This window comes from Mesorhizobium sp. WSM4807 (genome assembly GCF_055811615.1).
Genome location: NZ_JBVVQY010000014.1, coordinates 137,113 through 154,541, shown reverse-complemented (window position 1 = coordinate 154,541; position 17,429 = coordinate 137,113). Strand labels below are relative to the sequence as shown.

Genomic DNA, 17,429 nt, shown 5'->3' with positions numbered 1-17,429 from the left:
GGTCCAAGCATCATACGCCATCATCAGAATTTTGCTTGAAATCATAACGCATGATCGGGCTGGCTGGCACCCTGCGAGCGACGACCCTGAACCCGGCGCGAGCGAAGGAAGGTGGAGGCGTATCCACTGCCGGAAGCGCTCGGCGAAACGTCGGCATCAAAAGGATAGGCCTCAAGCGCAGGGGCATCTGCGCGCCTTGCGGCTTCCAGCGCCGCTGCGATCAGGTGGGATGCGATGCCTTGCCGGCGGTATCCTTTCGCACGTAGAGGCACGACAATGACCAGACCGGCGCATCGTCCACTCGCTTGAGCTGCCACAGCCGATCGAGCCAGGGCACGGCATCGCGGGGCGTCACCTGGCACCAGCCGACAGCAGTACCGCCGTCGAAAGCAAGTACGCCTGGGGAGGGACCATGCTCGACGGCTTGCCGGAATGCGGCCTTGTTTTCCTCGCCTGGTCGCTTTCGATAACAACTGCCGATCCGCCCGTACATACACCAACAGCGACTGCAGACGGCGCTCTCCCTGAACAGGTCCTCGAGCGCGGGCCATAGATCTGGCGTCAGAGGGCGAGAGGTAAGTTTCATGTCAGCTGCCTTTCTCAACTCACCGTGCGCAGTTTAGCACCTGGCTGTGCGCGTTGACGCATCGGTGCCATCCCGATACGGGAGAAGATCGATATCGAGGGGATCTGGCGCATGGTGCATTACGCGGACGGCCGGCCGATTGGCGATCTGACGCTCAGGACCTTGGCCATGCCTTCGGACGCCAATGCGGCGGGCGACATTTTTGGCGGCTGGGTGATGGCACAGATGGACCTTGCCTGCGGCATCCGCGCCGCCGAGCGCGCCAAGGGCCGCGTGGTGACGGCGGCGGTGAAGGAAATGTCGTTCGCCAAGGCGATGAAGATCGGCGACACGCTGTGCATCTATACGCATGTCGAGCGCGTCGGCCGCACCTCGATGACGCTCAAGGTCGAGGCCTGGGCGCAGCGCTACCTCTCCGACCTGATGGAGAAGGTCACCCATGCCGATTTCATCATGGTGGCGCTGGACGGCGAAGGCAAGCCAAAGGCCGTTCCGGCGGAAAGCTGATCGGCTGTATGCAGTCAGCTTAAGTCGAACGGCAACGCCGCTGCCAGCCCCTCGCATTGAGACGCGAACAGCGACGCTGTGTGATGCTTTTCATATTCGCGTTCGCACATTTCCGTGACCATGGCGGCAGGACATGGGGAAAACACAATGCGTCAACGACTGCTGAACGGCGCATTGGCAGGCGCTTGCGGCCTTGTTCTGCCTGTTGGCCGGGACCGCCTAAACCGGGGTCAAACGAGACGAGGCCGCAATCAGTTGCGCCTCCGAAAACCATAGCCTCAAGCGGCAAGTGATCAGGGTGCGGAATCTGCGTTGCAACGACCTACCACACCGGCGCGATGAGCGTGAGCAATTGCGGCAAAGGGGCGGCCTGCGCCATCGACGGCAAGGTGGTCAATCGGGCCCGAAATCGAAGCGGATCGAAAGCCGTCTGCGGGCCGGGATGCAGATGCAGCCGTAGACTACGCTACGCGCCGTGCGCAAACCCTTGCAGCGCAAGAGTTTCAGGCATGAATCCCATCGAACCTCGCCCTCGCGGCCTTGACCCGCTCGGTGTTCTTGCGCGCCCATTCGCCGAGCGCACCGACCGGCACAAGAAGCTCGTAACCAAGGTCGGTCAGTTCGTAGTCGACGCGCGGCGGAATGGTCGGGAACACGGTGCGGGTGACGAACCCGTCGCGCTCGAGCCCGCGTAATGTGGTGGTCAGCATCTTTTGCGAGATGCCGCCGACGGCGCTGCGCAATTCGTTGAAGCGCAGCGGCCCGTCACCGAGCTTGCCGACGACGAGTACGGTCCATTTGTCGCCGACGCGCTGCAGGATTTCCGAGATGGCGCGGCAGTCCTCGGTGCGGTGCGGGTGCCTTGGTAACAAAAAGGTGCCTCCTTGCGCGTCGCGCTGGCAGTATCTCATATAGCTCAGGTATCCAAACGATACCAGTTTTTCCCGCAAGGAGAGCCCCTCTATGTCCAAACCCAAAATCGCTATTGTCGTCGGTTCGACCCGCGCCGCACGATTTGCCGACGTTCCGACCCAGTGGATCGCCAAGATCGCCAAGTCGCATGCCGACATCGACGTCGAAGTGGTCGATCTGCGCGACTTCCCGCTGCCGTTTTTCGACGAGGTCGCATCGTCCGCCTGGGCGCCGTCGCAAAATGAGGTGGCGCAGCGCTGGCAGAAGAAGGTCGCCGAGTTCGATGGCTTCATCTTCACCGCCGCCGAATACAACCATGGCCCGACCGCCGTGCTGAAGAACGCGATCGACTACGCCGCCAATGAATGGAACAAGAAGCCGGCCGGCTTCGTCGGCTATGGCAGCGTCGGTGGCGCGCGTGCCGTCGAGCAGCTCAGGCTGCATGCGGTCGAGCTGCAGATGGCGCCGGTCAAGTCCGCCGTCCATATTGCCTGGGGCGATTTCCTTGCCGTCCGGCAAGGTGAAAAGAAGCTCGAGGAGCTCGAGCACCTGAATCAGGCGGCGACTGCACTGGTCAACGACGTTGCATGGTGGGCCAAAGTGCTGAAGGCGGCGCGTCAAGCCGACGCGGTGGCCGATGAAGTCAAGGCGGCCTGAACCGCAGACCAGAACAATCCTCCCAAGGATTCCGGGGCGGCGCTTGCGTCGCCCCTTTTTTGTTCAGTTCAGGCGATGGCTGGCTGGCGCGCCTGCCGTGGCCTGATGATGCAATCGGTAACGCGGTCCATTTCGTTAAGCTCATCCGCATGGTGCTGGCCCCATTCACAGAGCGCCAGAAGGATAGGCTCGAGACTGAGACCGAGGCGCGTCGCCGAATATTCGACGCGTGAGGGAATTTCGGCAAAGATCTCGCGTCTGATAAGGCCGTGTTCTTCCATTTCGCGAAGCTGCTGGATCAGCACTTTCTGCGTGATATCAGGCACCAGCGTCTTCAGCACCGACAGCCGCCGGGGTCCATCGAAGAGATGGTAGAGAATGACAGCCTTCCATCGGCCCGAAATCACCTTCAGGGCGCGTTCCGCCGGCAGCATCGGCAGTCTTTTGGTTGGAAGCCTCTTGGTCGGCCCCCTTTTAGTCGGCTTGGCCATGGTCACCTCTTGGTCAGCAGGGGACAAATGAGTGTGTAGTCGCGATCAGGCAGATAGTGGCAAACAGCAGCCGATGCCATAGCGATGGGGTGCATGCCATGAGAGCCATTCAACTGAACCGTTTCGGCGGTCCCGACGTCCTGGATGTTGTCGAGATGCCGAAGCCGCTGCCGCAAGCAGGCGAGGTGCTGATCCGCGTTCATGCGGCCGGCGTGAATTTCTTCGAAGTGCTGATGCGCGGGGATCGTTACGCGGTGACGCCGCAATTGCCGATGGTTCTCGGCGTCGAGACTGCCGGCACAGTCGAGGCGCTTGGTCAAGGCGCGGACACCTCGCTGACCGGGAGACGCGTCGCGGCGCCGCTGTTCGCTTCGAAGCGCCCGTTTGGCGGCTATGCCGACTATGTGACGATGGACGCAAAGCTGGCCGTGCCTATGCCCAACGCGCTCTCATTCGAAGACGCCACGGCCTTGATGGTGCAGGGACTGACGGCTTTTCATCTGCTGCGGCAAAGCCCGCCCGCCGGCAAGTCGGTGCTGGTCACTGCAGCCGCGGGCGGTGTCGGGTCCCTGCTGGTCCAGCTCGCCGCCAAGGCGCCAGCGCCGTGATCGCGGTCGCCGGCAGCAGGGCCAAGCTCGATCTTGCCCTGTCGCTTGGAGCGGATGCCGCGGTCGACTACGGCATGTCAGATTGGCCCATGCGTGTACGGGAAGCGGCAGGCGGCGCCGGCGTCGATATCATCTACGACATTGTCGGCGGCTCGATGACGGCGGCATCGCTGCAGGCTCTCGCGCCTGGCGGAGAGCTGGTTTTTGCAGCGCTGGGCAGATACGCGATCGGCGCCTCGGAACTGGAAGCGATGATCACCCGAAACCAGTCCCTGCGAGGTTTTGCCCTGCTGCCGCTGCTCTCTGCCGATGGCCTCAGGACCAGCCTGTCGGAGCTTTTTCACCTGGCCGCCAGCGGCCAGGTTGCCGTGACGCAAGGCGGCCGCTACCCGCTCGACCAGGCCAACGAAGCGCACCGCTCGCTGGAGGAGCGCCGCTCGACCGGCAAGGTCGTGCTGATACCTTGAGAGTCGATTAACTGCGCACAGGCCAATCGTGGAACCCGTCCGCTTTGCGCCTGATATCGGCCATTGAAGCTAGCTCGGCCACTGCCTTAAAGCGGACGTTACCGGCGACCGCGCGGGAGGTCGCGGTCGCACCAGAGGCGGACATTCCGGACACTTCTTCGAAGAGGACATTCACGTCGCCGAAATCGAACCGTTACAACAGTTGGGACGTAGTAACCACTCAGCTATCGCTGGATGCGTCTGCCATTATGGACGGGACGAACCGCAGCTTTTCACCCGACCGGACCTTCCCGAGCCTCATCAGACCATCCGAAGTCTGAGCGACCCCAACCGACCACGTACGCCCATAACCGGACAACGACTCTACAACCTCAAGAGCCAAGCTTCTACTTTCCCTTTGCCCTTGACTTCTATAGCGCCGCGCGGCTCGAAAACGAACTGGTCCTTGAGTTGCTCGTAGACCGCGCGCGTCACCTGGACCGCGTCGGGGACGCTGCCTGATTCCATTCGGCTCGCGAGGTTCACCGTATCGCCCCACAGGTCATAGATGTACTTGCTCTTGCCGATGACGCCGGCCACCACCGGCCCACTATTGACGCCAACCCTGAGCTTCATCGAGACGTTGTGCTCCATAGCGTGCTCGCGGGTAATGTGGACCATGCGGATGGCCATGCGGACCATGCGCTCGGCGTGGTTGGCCACCGGCACGGGCAGACCACACACCGCCATGTAGGCGTCGCCCACCGTCTTGATCTTCTCGATGCCGAGATCATTGGCGGCGACATCGAAACGCGTGAATAGCCCGTTGAGAAACGTCACCACTTCTTGCGGCGGCATCTCCGCTGTCAGCGCCGTGAAGCCGACCAGGTCCGCGAAGGCGACCGTTACTTCAGCGAAGCCGTCGGCAATACTATGTTCGCCACCGCGCAGCCGGTTGGCGATCGGCGCCGGCAGGACGTTCAGCAACAGCTCCTCGTTCTCCCGGTTCTTGTTCTCGATCACGACATTCTTCTGGCTGAGATCCGCGACCATGCCGTTGAAGGCCAAGCAGAGCTGGCCGATCTCGTCACGCGTGCGAACTGGCACGCTGGCCCCGTAGTCGCCGGCAGCGAAGCGTCTCACGCCGGCGGTGAGCTCGCGCAGCGGTCCGAGCAGCGCACGCGAAAGCCACGCGGCGGTGGCGGCCACCACCAGCAGCGCCAGCCCCCCGACGATTAGCAGATCCTGGCGGAGCCGGGCGATCGGCGCGAAGGCCTCTGCGGTGTCGATCTTGGCGACCAGGCCCCACTTGACGCCGGGGATCTCGAGCGGTCCCCAAGAGGCGAGCGTCGGCACACCCCGATATCCGATAATCTCGCCCGTGCCCTCGACACCGGCGAGTGCAGCCCGGGTCGCCTTGGTGTCGACGCGCTGATGCAGCACCGGCGTTCCGTAACGCTGAATGGCAGCGATCTCCTCGTCCGATGTGCCGACGGACTTGAGTTCGGCGAAGTAGCCCTCCTGATTCTCGTAGAATGCCCGCGGGCCGGAGCGAACCAGATGATCGGGTCCTACGAGATAGGCCTCACCCGTGTCGCCGAACCCTTCCTGCCGCCAGCGGCGACCGCCGGTGACGACGTTGTCGATCTCCTCGTTCGACAATTGTGCGACAAGCACGCCGATGACGACCCCCTCGTCGATCACCGGTGCTCCCATGAAGGCGATAGGTGCGCCGCCCGATGGCGCATAAGGAGCGAAATCCTCGAGACAGACGGCCGATCGATCGGCGGTCTCCGCGCAGCGGGCGACGGCGGCGGCTACGTTGGAGCGACGGTAGGGGCCGAATTGGAGGGACGTGGTGAAGTCAACTTCCTTCTGGACAGTGTAGATCAGGCGACCCGACTTCGGGTCGGCCATCATGAAGTCGAAGAAACCAACCGTTGTAGCTGCGGCCCGCATCAGGGGATGATAAATGGCGTGCAGCTTGGTGTATTCGCTGCCGTCGTTGGCGTCGTCGAGAAGCTTGCGGCGCTCCCCCGGATTCGGATTTGCCGCGATGTAGTGATACTGCAGATAGTAGGGCGCGCCGCCGACCGGCAGATAATCTGACAGGGCCGGTTCCCTCCCCAGAATTCGCGTCATTTCGGGGATGAAGTTCTCGGCGTACCAATCGCCGACCTTCTGGCGAAATTCAGGCGGCGCGCCAGCCCGATCGAGCTTGTCTATCGCGATCCTGAACTCGCGCGTTGCCTCTACCACCATCTTTGAGGTGGCAAGAAGCCGTAACTCGGCATGGATCGTCCGGAAGTAGGTTTCGACTTGGTGCGCCTTGATCTGGCGGGCGGCCGTAAGCTGGTCGAAGACTGCTTTTTCGAGGGCATCGCGGGCGCGGAAGTAACCGAGCACCCCGGTCACCATCACTGCGGTAGCGCCAAGCAGGACGAGGGTTGTAAACAGCTTTACAGCCAAGCCCCAGCGACCGGGTCGGGATGAGCTAGTCACGCCGGAAGAAGACATGAATCAACTCGAACCGACAACGCGAAGTGCTTGGCACATATTGCCGACGATGATGATAATGCCTCCCGCTGTTCAAGGCAGTTCAATCTGAACGCCAGATGCTAATGCATTCGCCGTCAGATGGGCAGCGTAATCTGCGAGAAGAGCACAGCGGCTATCTTGGTCCGAAATGAGTCGACCGCCAGCGTCCCCTTGAAGGTAATCAGTGCCGGTTGCCGCGAATGTCGACTATCGGGCAGGAAATGCCTGATGAAGGGCGACGCAGGGTCGGATCACGTCGATGCCAGCGGCGAGCCTGAGGGTCCGCTTCTTAAAATCCAAGCCTCCAAGCTGCCGGTCTGCTCTCGGCCAAAGGCTGCCGGCAGCAATGTGCCTCAACTCGGTCAGTAGTCGCTCTGCCGCCGTTGCCCAAAACCTGCCATTGTCGGAACTATGGCGCGCTTGGCTGGCACTGGATCCTCGGGCAGCGAGTTCGAGCGACTTTCTCATCAGTCGCAGCGAGCAATTTCAAATCGAAACCTTCAGCCTCCTCAACCCTTCGCGGCACCTCTAGGCATCAAAGCACCGTTTGCTATAGCCCCCAGATTGCGGCATTGGCAGATATTGCTTCTCGGATGGTTGTCGCTGCGCGATGAACTCAGGTGCACATTACCCTCTGTGAGGCACATCAGGATTAGTCGATAACCTGCGCAGTTACGGGTCGCGTTATTGAACTGAGCTGGATAGGTGGCTGTCGGGCAACGTTTTTGTGGCTCAAGTTGAACGTTGACCTTTCGTCGAGCGCGACCATGATCGCTAACCGTTTCATCCCGTGAGTACAGCGTTGCAATATGACTGAGCCTTTCCAACCCTTTTTGCAGCGTTGCGTTTCGGTCGATCTGGAAGTGGATCCTGCAACCGCTACCATCTTCGCTTTTGCGGCGGTGCGTGATGACGCTCGTCCCTCAATCCTCGCAAAGAAACGCGATCTCGATGCGGCTCTTGACCGTCTGGGAGCAGAGTCAGCCGCGGCCGAGCATCTGCTCGGCCACAATATCATTCGACATGACTTGCCTCATCTGGTCGCATTGCGGCCTGGACTCGCGAATATTTTTCGATCGCCGATCGACACCCTATGGCTCAATCCGCTCGCATTTCCGCGCAATCCCTACCACCACCTGGTCAAGCACTACCATGACGGGCGCCTGCAAGTGGGCCACGTCAACGATCCGGAAATGGATGCGCGACTGGTGTTTCAGGTGCTGCGCAATCAACTGGCGGCTTTGACGCAGCAGAATGCCGACCAGCCCGATGCCGTAGCAGCCTTTCATTTCCTTACTACGAGAATGGAAAACCCAGGTGGGTTCGACGCAGTGTTCCAGGAGGTTCGGGGAGCTCCTGCGCCGGGTCCTCTTGCGGCGAGAGAAGCGATTTCCCGACTGCTGGCGGGGCGTGCCTGCGAGAGGCGGGTCGAGCAGACGCTGAGCCGCCTTTCGAACCCGCAGCTCGGATGGCCCATGGCCTATGCTTTGTCCTGGATCCTGGTCGCGGGCGGGGATTCCGTCATGCCGCCCTGGGTGCGGGCGCAATTCCGCGAGGCTGCACTGATCGTGCGGCACCTGCGCGATACCAATTGCGAAAGCCCGGATTGCGCCTGGTGCAGCGACAAAAACGACCCGGTCCGCGCGCTGTCGCGCTGGTTCGGGTTCAATGCCTTCCGCGCGGAGCCGGTGGACGATATGGGCCGCCCGCTGCAGGAGCGAATCGTCGATGAGGCGATGCGCGGGGCGAGCGTCCTCGGGATTCTGCCGACCGGCACCGGCAAATCGGTCTGCTACCAGATCCCCGCCCTGTCGAAATTCGACAAGACTGGGGCGCTGACAGTGGTGATCTCGCCGCTGGTCGCGCTGATGGCCGATCAGGTGCAGGGCATGGCGCGGGCGGGCATTTCCTCGGCCGTAACCGTCAACGGAATGCTGTCGATGCCCGAGCGGCAGGATGCGCTGGACCGTGTGCGTATGGGCGAGGCGGCAATGCTGCTGATCTCGCCCGAGCAATTGCGCAGCAACTCGGTCCGCTCGGTTCTGGCCCAGCGTGAAATCGGACTCTGGGTGCTGGACGAGGCGCATTGCGTGTCGAAATGGGGCCACGATTTTCGGCCCGACTACCGTTATATCAGCCGCTTCATCAAGGAATCCGTAGGGGATGAAGCTGCTGCCCCGGTGCTTTGTCTGACTGCCACCGCCAAGCCCGAAGTGGTGCGCGACATCCGCGACCATTTCCGATCACGTCTAGAGCGCGAACTGATGCTGCTGGACGGCGGCGCGGTGCGCACCAATCTCAGCTTCGAGGTCCGGCCGACGCAGCCCGGCACCAAGCTGGCCGATATCCTCGACGTGATCGAGGCCAAGCTGCCACAGGACGGCGCCTCGGGCGCGGTGGTCTACTGTGCTACCCGCAGCGAGACGCAACGCGTCGCCGATTTCCTCAAACAGCAGGGTCTGTCGGCGGAACGGTTCCACGCCGGTCTGATGCCCGAGGAAAAGCGCGACATTCAGGAACGCTTCCGCATCGGCGAACTGCGCATTATCGCCGCGACCAACGCTTTCGGCATGGGGATCGACAAGCCCGATATCCGGCTGGTGGTGCATGGCGATATTCCCGGGTCATTGGAGAATTACCTGCAGGAAGCCGGCCGAGCGGGCCGCGATCGCGCGCATGCCAATTGCGTCCTGCTGTTCGCCGTCGAGGATGTCGAGCGGCAGTTCTCGCTTTCGGCGCGCTCGCGCCTGGCCCGGCACGAAATCGGTGCCATCCTCAAGGCCCTGCGGCGGCTGGACGAGCGGACGAAGAAGACCGGCACCGTGGTCGCCACCTCAGGCGAAGTCGTGCGAGCCGAACGCGATCAGGAGTTCGAGCGCGACAGCGCCACCGACGACACGAGAGTGAAAACCGCTGTGTCCTGGCTGGAAGAGGCCACGCTCCTGAGCCGCGACGAAAACCGAGTTCAGGTCTTGCCCTCATCCCTTAGAATCCGCAACCTGGAAGAAGTCGAGGCGATCCTGGCCAAGGCCATGATCACCGGCACCCGTCGCAAGCAGCTTCTGGATATCACCCGCCACGTGATGAACGCGCCTCCCGATCATGGCATTTCCACCGATGAGCTGGCCGGGGTCAGCGGATTGACAGGCGGCATGCTGATCAAGGCAATGGCCGATCTCGAGGCGGTCGGGGTCGCCCGCAATGACGTGACGGTCACAGTCTTTGTCCATGTCGCCGTCGAGGGGAATTCGCAGCAGCGGCTGGCGCAGGCCGCACGGCTTGAAATCGCGCTGATCACGCTGATGCGCGAGGCCGCCCCCGATGCCGAAGGTGCCGGAGGCACTCCCCTGCATCTGGCCGAAACCTCTCAGGCGCTCCGCAATCAGGGGCACAGCGCAGTGCGACCAGACATCGTGGAAAAGCTGCTGCGCAGCATGGGCCGTGACGGGCGCGATCAGGATGGTGGCAAGGGCAATCTGCGACTGCGCAAGGCTTCGCGCAACACATTGATGGTGACACTGCAACGGACCTGGCAGGCACTGGAACAGACGGCAAGCCTGCGGCAGCAGGGCGCCGAACTGTTGCTGGGGCATCTTCTGGGCAAGCTGCCGAACGGCAGCCGCGGCAAGGACATCCAGGTCGAAACTACGATGGGCGATCTGCTCGCCACCCTGACCGGAGATGCCCTGCTGCGCGGCAGCGGCATTCAGGACATGACCAAGCTGATGGACCGCGCACTTCTGTGGCTGCACGAGCAGGAGGTGGTGACGCTAGGCAAGGGGCTGACGATCTTTCGGCCGGCGATGACGGTCCATCTGAACCCTTCGGGCGGCCAGTTCACAGCGAAGGATTTTGTACCCCTCGAGGAACACTACGCCGAGCAGACGATCCAGACCCATGTGATGGCGGCCTATGCCGAAAAGGGCCTTGCCGCGATGGATCAGGCGCTGCGGCTGTCCGAGGACTACTTCGTGCTCGATCGCGACGCCTTCCTGCGCCGCTGGATGCCCGGCAAGGGCGGCGAGATCCGGCGTCAAACCACCGGCACCTCCTGGAAAGCGATCGTTGAGGCACTGAAGAACCCAGTTCAGCAAGAGATCGTCGCCGACGACCGCGAACAGACCAGCGTCCTGGTCCTGGCAGGACCGGGTTCGGGTAAGACGCGCGTTCTGGTGCACCGCATCGCCTATCTCATCCGGGTCCGTCGCGAGGATTCGCGCGGCATCCTCGTGCTGACTTACAACCGTCATGCCGCCGCCGAGATACGCATCCGGCTCCGCCACCTGATCGGCGATGACGCGAATGCGGTGACCATATCCACATGCCACGCCCTCGCGATGCGGCTGGTGGGGGCGAGCTTTGCCGGAAGTGCGAACGAGACGACGCACGACTTCGACGGGATCGTCATGGAGGCCGTGCGCCAGTTGAACGGCGAAGGGCTCAGCAAGCCCGAGGCGGAGGCACAACGCGACACCCTGATCCAGGGTTATCGCTGGATTCTGGTGGACGAGTATCAGGACATCGGCCCTGAGGAATACGCGCTGATCTCCGCCGTTGCGGGCCGCTCCCTGGACGATCCGGACCTTCGGCTCAGCCTTTTTGCTGTGGGCGATGACGACTCAGAACATCTACGCCTTCGCCGGTGCGTCCATCCGCTTCATCCGGCAGTTCGAGGCCGACTATCGTGCACGACCGCAATTCCTGGTCGAGAATTACCGTTCGACCGGACATATCATTGCGGCGGCCAACGCAGTCATTGCGCCCGCCGCTGACCGCATGAAAGCGGGACACGACATTGCCATAGATCGCAAGCGCAGCGTAGCGCCGCCCGGCGGAGACATGGCGGCGCTCGATCCGGTTGCGCAAGGGCGAGTGCATGTGCTGGACTGCCGGGCCGGTGACGTGGCGCAGGCCATGGCCGCGATGGATGAACTCGTCCGGCTTTCGCGCCTTGATCCGGAGTGGAGCTGGTCGCGCGCCGCGATCATCGCGCGCGACTGGCGGCGGCTGGCTTCGGTGCGGGCCTATGCCGAAACGCTTGGCATCCCAGTGGAAATGGCAAACGAGAGCCTGCCCAGCATCTGGCGCCTGCGCGAGATGCAGCAGTTCATCGACACACTGCGCCGCGATAATACCCGTCTGGTGGCCGTCCGTGATCTGGTGGATATGCTGAACGCAATACCGTCCAACCGCTGGACGGATCTGATCGCCGAAGGCATCGCCGCGCTTGCAAAGGAGCTTGCGAACAAGACCATGCCCGTGCCGGACCTTGTCGAGTGGTTCGCTGAGTGGGCCAATGATGCCCGCAGCGATCAGCGCGCGCTGCTGCTGCTGACGGCGCATCGATCGAAAGGCCTGGAATTCGAGGATGTCGTCATCCTGAATGGCGGTTGGGACAAGCCTTCCCAAGGCGAGGACCCTGATGCGCCGCGCCGCCTGTTTTATGTCGCCATGACCCGGGCGCGACGCAGCCTCGCGATCATTGCTCAAGGTCAGCATCCGTTCGTCCAGCAGGACAAAGAGCATGTGCTGCGCCGAGCCGCGCCGGCTGTCGCCGACGGCGTCGCTCTTCCGACCGCGCTGTACCAAGTGCCGAACCTTAAGTCCGTGGACCTGTCATGGGCAGGGCGTCTCAGGCCGGGCGATCCCTCGCTCGCCGCCATCTCGGCGGCGAAAGCAGGAGATCCGATTCAGATCGTGCGCGATGGCCCGCTCTGGATGATACAGGACAAACAAGGGCAGGCCCTCGGACGCATGGCCAGAAGCTGGTCGCCTCCCGAAGGCCTCAGCTTCCTGCGCGGCGAGGTCGGTGCCATCGTGCGCTGGCGCAAGTCCGATAATCTGGAAGAGTGCCGGGTGCACCTTCACCGAGATGTCTGGGAAGCGGTTCTGCCGGAGCTTGTATTCGGCTGACGGTTTGCCCGCGGTCGTATCTTGACCCGAACGGTGTCGGCAGACCTGCACCGATCTTAGGACGGACACATGTGTGTGGCGGATAAAGGCGTCGGGTCATGGGCGTGAGTTCGACCGAGGGCGAGCGAACTGCCGCAAATGGGTCGTCAACTGAATGGCCGCTTGTCGGTAACTTCGTCCCGGAAGCGGCCAGTCCGCTCTCGTGAAGAGCCGCCACGGCGCTTACGCCATGATGGCCAAAGCGTCCGCGAAGAAGCTTTCGCCGCCGAAATTTCCTGATTTGAGAGCCAACACCATGTCGCCGTGGCGAGCTCCGATAGTGTGCAAGACGGGCACGCCCGCGACGATTTCCTGCCCGAGTTGAAATGCGGGAATGGCGAGCCGGTCGACGACCGCGCCGGATGTCTCTCCGCCCGCGACGATCAGCCGACGCACGCCCCGTTCCACCAGACCTTCGGCAATCTCCGCAAGGGAATGTTCGATGGCCTGGCCGACCGCATCGCGTCCGTAGCGGGTTTGCAGCCTTGATACATCATCCGGATTGGAGCTGCTGGCGATGATGACGGGAGTTCGGGCCATCCGCTCGGCCGCCCAATCGAGGGCAAGCTGGGCCTCCTCCCGCCCGTTCATAAGCTTTTCCGGATCGAGCCGCAGGACGGGCATTGTCTGCTCGGCTTTGGCGATCTGTTCCAAAGTCGCCTGTGAACAGCTTCCGGCAAGAATAGCTGCTGGTCCTGCGACCGGTCTGCCGTAAACAGCAGTCCTCTCGTGGCGACGTACGGTGCCCGCCGCGATCAGGCCGCGGGCAAGACCTAATCCCAAACCGGAGGCTCCGATCGACAATCGCTGACGAAGCGCCGCCGCGCCAATTGCTTCGAGGTCGCTCTCGAACACGGCATCGGTGATGGCCGCTCCGTTCCCATCGGAGGCAAGCCGTGCCAGCCGCTCGACGATCGCCTCGGCGCCGCGCGCAACGATTGCGAGATCGACCAGTCCAACCGCCGCAGCACTCTGCCGAGCCAGAACGCGGACCAGGTTGGCATCGTGCATGGGGTTGAGCGGATGATCCTTCAGTGGGCTTTCGTTGAGCGGCGCCGCTCCGACGAAGAGATTGCCCTGATAGACGGTGCGACCGGTCTGCGGAAAGGCCGGCGTCACCAGCACCGTTGTTTCACCGGCATCGGCGCGCAAGGAATCGAGCACCGGGCCGATATTGCCCCTGTCGGTCGAATCGAAGGTGGAACAGATTTTGTACATGACATGATCGGCGCCGCGCTCGCGCAGCCAGCGATCAGAGGCACGGGCACGTTCGACCGCCTCAGATGCGGCGATCGACCGGATCTTCAGCGAAACGACAATCGCATCGACTTCGGGCAAAGCCAGGTCGTCCGTGGGAATTCCGATGGTCTGGATCGTACGCAGACCCTCTTTGGCCAGCGTGTTCGCCAGGTCCGAGGCACCGGTGTAGTCGTCCGCGATGCAGCCGAGCGAGAGCGTCATGGGAGAACTCCACGCTTGGCACCGGAAATTGGGCGCTGGCGCTCGCCGGTATAGGGCGCGAGCCAGCTGAGCCCGTCGAGCGTTTTGCTGCTCGGCCGGTATTCGCAGCCGACAAAGCCGGCATATCCTAGCCGGTCCAGCTCGTCGAAAATGAAGTGATCATTGAGTTCCCCGGTCGCCGGTTCATGCCGCGAAGGCACGCTGGCGATCTGGATGTGACCAATGAGCGGCATCATCCGCCGAAGCGCCATGGTGACGTCACCATGCATGATCTGGCGATGGTAGACGTCGAATTGCAACTTGAGATTGGGTAGCGCCAGATCGCCGACAAGAGCTTCTGCGAAGCCGAAGTCGTTGAGGAAGTAACCCGGCATGTCACGGCTGTTGATCGGCTCGATCAGGAGATCGATGCCTCGATCGGCGAGTTTTCCGGCCGTCCAGACGATGGCCTTCCGGTAGGCCTCGACAGCTTCCTTGTCGTCGCGAGAGGCAATCCCCGACATGAGATGAAGGCGCTTGACGCCGGTCGCCTCTGCGTAGGAGAGCGCTGTTTCAACGCCGGCCTTGAGCTCGTCGAGCCGTCCCGGCAGGGAGGCCAGCCCGCGCTCGCCGGCAGCCCAGTTACCGGGCGGCAGGTTGAACAGGACCTGGCAAAGACCGTTCTTTGCGAGGCGTTCGGCGATCGCATCGGGTCTATGCTCGTAAGGGAAAAGAAACTCGACCGCTTCGAAGCCGGCATCGGCGGCGGCAGCGAACCGGTCGAGGAACGGCCATTCGTTGAACATCATGGTGAGATTGGCGGCGAAGCGGGGCATTGGCTGGGTCCGGTCCTGGTCAGGTTTGCGGTTCGCCGGGCAAGTCGGTGCCCGTGATCCTTGCGTAGAGGCGGGCGACCGAGGCATCGTCATCGCGCCCCATACCGGCCGCCGAGGTCATCAGGAACATCTGCAGCGCTGCGGCAGCCACCGGCACGGGGAACTTGGCGCTGCGCGCCATGTCCTGGACGATACCGAGATCCTTGACAAAAATGTCGACGGCGCTGCGAGGGGCATAGTCGCCATCGAGCACGTGCGGAACGCGGTTCTCAAACATCCATGAATTGCCGGCCGAGGCGGTGATGACCTCATAGACCTTGCGAATATCGAGCCCTTGCCGAGCGGCAAAGGCGACAGCTTCGCTCGCTGCCGCGATATGCACACCGGCGAGCAATTGGTTTATCATCTTGAATGCCGCGCCGACGCCCGGTTCATCTCCAAGCTCATAAAGCTTGGCTGCCATTGCGTCGAGTGCGGGCCGCGCCTTGGCAAAGGCGGCAGCGCTGCCGGAGGCCAGAACGGTGAGGGCACCTTCCGCCGCGCGGACCGACCCACCACTGATCGGGGCGTCAAGATAGAGCCGTCCGGTGGTTTCCAGCCGGGCGGCCAGATTGCGTGCAACGTCAGGATCCATGGTGGCTGAGGAGACGAACACCGCGCCGCCTGGCAGGGTTTCGGCCACCCCATCGGCGCCAAAGAGGATCGCTTCGGTCTGCGCCGCATTGACGACCACTGAGATCACGACCTCCGCAGCTTGGGCGGCCTCGGCGGGGGTTTGTGCTCCCCGCCCGCCGGTGGCGACAAAGCGCGCCACCATCTGGTCGTTGACGTCGAAGCCCGTCACCTCGAACCCCGCGCGGCGAAGCGACGTCGCCATCCCGAACCCCATCGAACCGAGGCCGATAACCGCGACCCGCAGTGTGGTTGCAGCTGGGATATCCTTCTGCTCGTCGTTCATGGTCATAATGGAAACTCCCTGCATTAGGCGGTTCGGCTAGCGGTTGACCAGTTTGGGCGGGACTGTCAGCACCAGGATCGCGCCGACCACCAGGATTGCGGCCAGGGCGTACATGCCGACCTGGGTCGTGCCGGTCAGATCCTTGAGGTAGCCAACGAGATAGGGGCTGACGAAGCCGGCAAGATTTCCGACCGAATTGATGAGCGCAATACCAGCCGCAGCACCAGTTCCGCCGAGGAACGCTGTGGGCAGTGACCAGAACAGCGGCGCACAAGTGATCGCACCTGCTGCGGCCAGCGACAGAAAGGCAATCGCGATGGTGGGATCGGGCGAGGCGGCTGCGACGACGAAGCCGATGGCTCCAAAGAGAGCGGGAACCACCAGGTGCCAGCGGCGCTCGCGATATCTGTCGGCGCTGCGGCCAAAAAAGTTCATGGCGATTACAGCGCAGATAAACGGGATTGCGCTGATCAGTCCGATGTTGAGGTTGCCGGCGACCCCCGTCGCCTTGACGAGCGTGGGCATCCAGAACGTCAATCCGTACTGGCCCATTACGAAGCAGAAATAGATGAGACACATCAGCCAGATCCGGGGATCGCGGAAAATGCCGGCGACGGAGTGTGAGCGTTCCTTGCTGTGCTCTTCCTGGGCGATTTCTCGCTCGATTGCCTGCTTCTCCGCTTCACTCAGCCACTTGGCGTGACGGATGCCGTTGTCAAGGAAGAAAAAGACCGCGATGCCGAGCAGGATTGCCGGAACCGCTTCGATCAGGAACATCTACTGCCAGCCGGCAAGGCCGTTGCTGCCATGGAACGAATCCATGATCCAGCCGGAAAGCGGATTGCCGAAAATCCCGGAGATGGGGATCGCGGACATGAATATCGCGATGATCTTGGCGCGGCGGTGCGAGGGGTACCAATAGGTGAGGAAGAGGATGATGCCGGGGTAGAAACCAGCCTCGGCGACACCGAGCAGGAAGCGCAGCAGATAGAACATCGGGGCAGATGCAGTGAGACGCGTGCCCCTACTTTATGCAGGATGACGTTGCTCGGGACCTCGAACAGGAAATAGCCGATGAAGAAGATGCCGGCGCCAAGGCCGTAGACGGTTTCACTGAAGGCAAGGTCGGTCGACATCTGCAGCTTGGCAAAGCCGACATTGACCCGATCGAGGTACGCAACGACATAGCACAGCATCAGAAACGGCACGATGCGCCAGAAGACTTTGCCGTAGGCCTTCCTTTTGATGTCGTCTTCTGCTCCGGCCTCCGCCGGAAGCGTCGGGATGAGTATCGTCATCAGTTTCCTCCCAAGTGTAAGGGGTGGTCCCTCAAGGTCTCACGCCCCCTGGCTGGATTTTGGCAGCGCTTGCATAGTTCGATACACGAGAATGGCAGCGCTGCCAAACAAAAAATGGCAGCGCTGCCAAATTTTGTTGAGTGCGGTGCCTGAATGTGACAAAAGAAGCGTCAGGAACTGGAGTCGTACCGACGCATCGA

At 62.3% G+C, this 17,429-nt stretch carries 8 protein-coding genes and 3 pseudogenes; 4 read left to right on the top strand and 7 right to left on the bottom strand.

Annotation, left to right across the window (positions count from 1 at the left end; genetic code table 11):
• The first annotated feature begins 697 nt into the window (after positions 1 to 697).
• A complete protein-coding gene (locus tag AC0L3N_RS19715) occupies positions 698 to 1,093 on the top strand; it encodes an acyl-CoA thioesterase (protein ID WP_292180427.1) in 396 nt (131 codons plus the stop codon).
• Positions 1,094 to 1,596: 503 nt separating this feature from the next.
• On the opposite strand, the gene AC0L3N_RS19710 is transcribed toward AC0L3N_RS19715, so the two are convergent.
• The gene (locus AC0L3N_RS19710; RefSeq protein WP_029350030.1) at positions 1,597 to 1,965 is read right to left on the bottom strand and encodes a winged helix-turn-helix transcriptional regulator; all 369 of its coding nucleotides are present in this window, start codon (positions 1,963 to 1,965) and stop codon (positions 1,597 to 1,599) included.
• Between the two features lie 91 nt (positions 1,966 to 2,056).
• Here AC0L3N_RS19710 and AC0L3N_RS19705 point away from each other — a divergent pair, with 91 nt between their 5' ends.
• A complete protein-coding gene (locus AC0L3N_RS19705) occupies positions 2,057 to 2,662 on the top strand; it encodes an NADPH-dependent FMN reductase (protein WP_473549137.1) in 606 nt (201 codons plus the stop codon).
• Positions 2,663 to 2,730: 68 nt separating this feature from the next.
• Here the strand turns inward: AC0L3N_RS19705 and AC0L3N_RS19700 are convergent, their stop codons facing one another.
• Positions 2,731 to 3,153: a winged helix-turn-helix transcriptional regulator gene (locus tag AC0L3N_RS19700; RefSeq protein WP_473549136.1), complete on the bottom strand. Its 423-nt coding sequence runs from the start codon at positions 3,151 to 3,153 to the stop codon at positions 2,731 to 2,733.
• 98 nt (positions 3,154 to 3,251) lie between these two features.
• On the opposite strand from AC0L3N_RS19700, the pseudogene AC0L3N_RS19695 reads away from it, so the two are divergent.
• Positions 3,252 to 4,228 (top strand): annotated as a pseudogene (locus AC0L3N_RS19695) (quinone oxidoreductase family protein).
• A gap of 363 nt (positions 4,229 to 4,591) precedes the next feature.
• Here AC0L3N_RS19695 and AC0L3N_RS19690 read toward each other — a convergent pair.
• On the bottom strand, positions 4,592 to 6,676 hold the full coding sequence (locus AC0L3N_RS19690) for an adenylate/guanylate cyclase domain-containing protein (protein ID WP_473549135.1): 2,085 nt from the start codon (positions 6,674 to 6,676) through the stop codon (positions 4,592 to 4,594).
• An 878-nt stretch (positions 6,677 to 7,554) separates the two neighbouring features.
• On the opposite strand from AC0L3N_RS19690, the pseudogene AC0L3N_RS19685 reads away from it, so the two are divergent.
• Positions 7,555 to 12,658: pseudogene (locus tag AC0L3N_RS19685) on the top strand (RecQ family ATP-dependent DNA helicase).
• A 222-nt stretch (positions 12,659 to 12,880) separates the two neighbouring features.
• On the opposite strand, the gene otnK reads toward AC0L3N_RS19685, so the two are convergent.
• From otnK to AC0L3N_RS19665, 4 genes and pseudogenes are all read right to left on the bottom strand, one after another.
• Entirely contained in the window at positions 12,881 to 14,158 is a 1,278-nt protein-coding gene (gene otnK, locus AC0L3N_RS19680) for a 3-oxo-tetronate kinase (protein WP_473549134.1), read from the bottom strand.
• Entirely contained in the window at positions 14,155 to 14,973 is an 819-nt protein-coding gene (gene otnI / locus AC0L3N_RS19675; RefSeq protein WP_473549133.1) for a 2-oxo-tetronate isomerase, read from the bottom strand. Before otnI ends, otnK begins: the two co-directional genes overlap by 4 nt.
• 19 nt (positions 14,974 to 14,992) lie before the next feature.
• Positions 14,993 to 15,937: an L-threonate dehydrogenase gene (gene ltnD, locus AC0L3N_RS19670; RefSeq protein ID WP_473549132.1), complete on the bottom strand. Its 945-nt coding sequence runs from the start codon at positions 15,935 to 15,937 to the stop codon at positions 14,993 to 14,995.
• Positions 15,938 to 15,967: 30 nt separating this feature from the next.
• Positions 15,968 to 17,229 (bottom strand): annotated as a pseudogene (locus AC0L3N_RS19665) (MFS transporter).
• Between the last annotated feature and the right edge of the window lie 200 nt (positions 17,230 to 17,429).

Bases quoted from the DNA above. Each gene is read 5' to 3' on its own strand.
- ltnD (WP_473549132.1), bottom strand. From the start codon at position 15,937: ATGACCATGAACGACGAGCAGAAGGATATCCCAGCTGCAACCACACTG.
- AC0L3N_RS19705 (WP_473549137.1), top strand. From the start codon at position 2,057: ATGTCCAAACCCAAAATCGCTATTGTCGTCGGTTCGACCCGCGCCGCA.
- otnK (WP_473549134.1), bottom strand. From the start codon at position 14,158: ATGACGCTCTCGCTCGGCTGCATCGCGGACGACTACACCGGTGCCTCG.
- otnI (WP_473549133.1), bottom strand. From the start codon at position 14,973: ATGCCCCGCTTCGCCGCCAATCTCACCATGATGTTCAACGAATGGCCG.
- AC0L3N_RS19700 (WP_473549136.1), bottom strand. From the start codon at position 3,153: ATGGCCAAGCCGACTAAAAGGGGGCCGACCAAGAGGCTTCCAACCAAA.
- AC0L3N_RS19715 (WP_292180427.1), top strand. From the start codon at position 698: ATGGTGCATTACGCGGACGGCCGGCCGATTGGCGATCTGACGCTCAGG.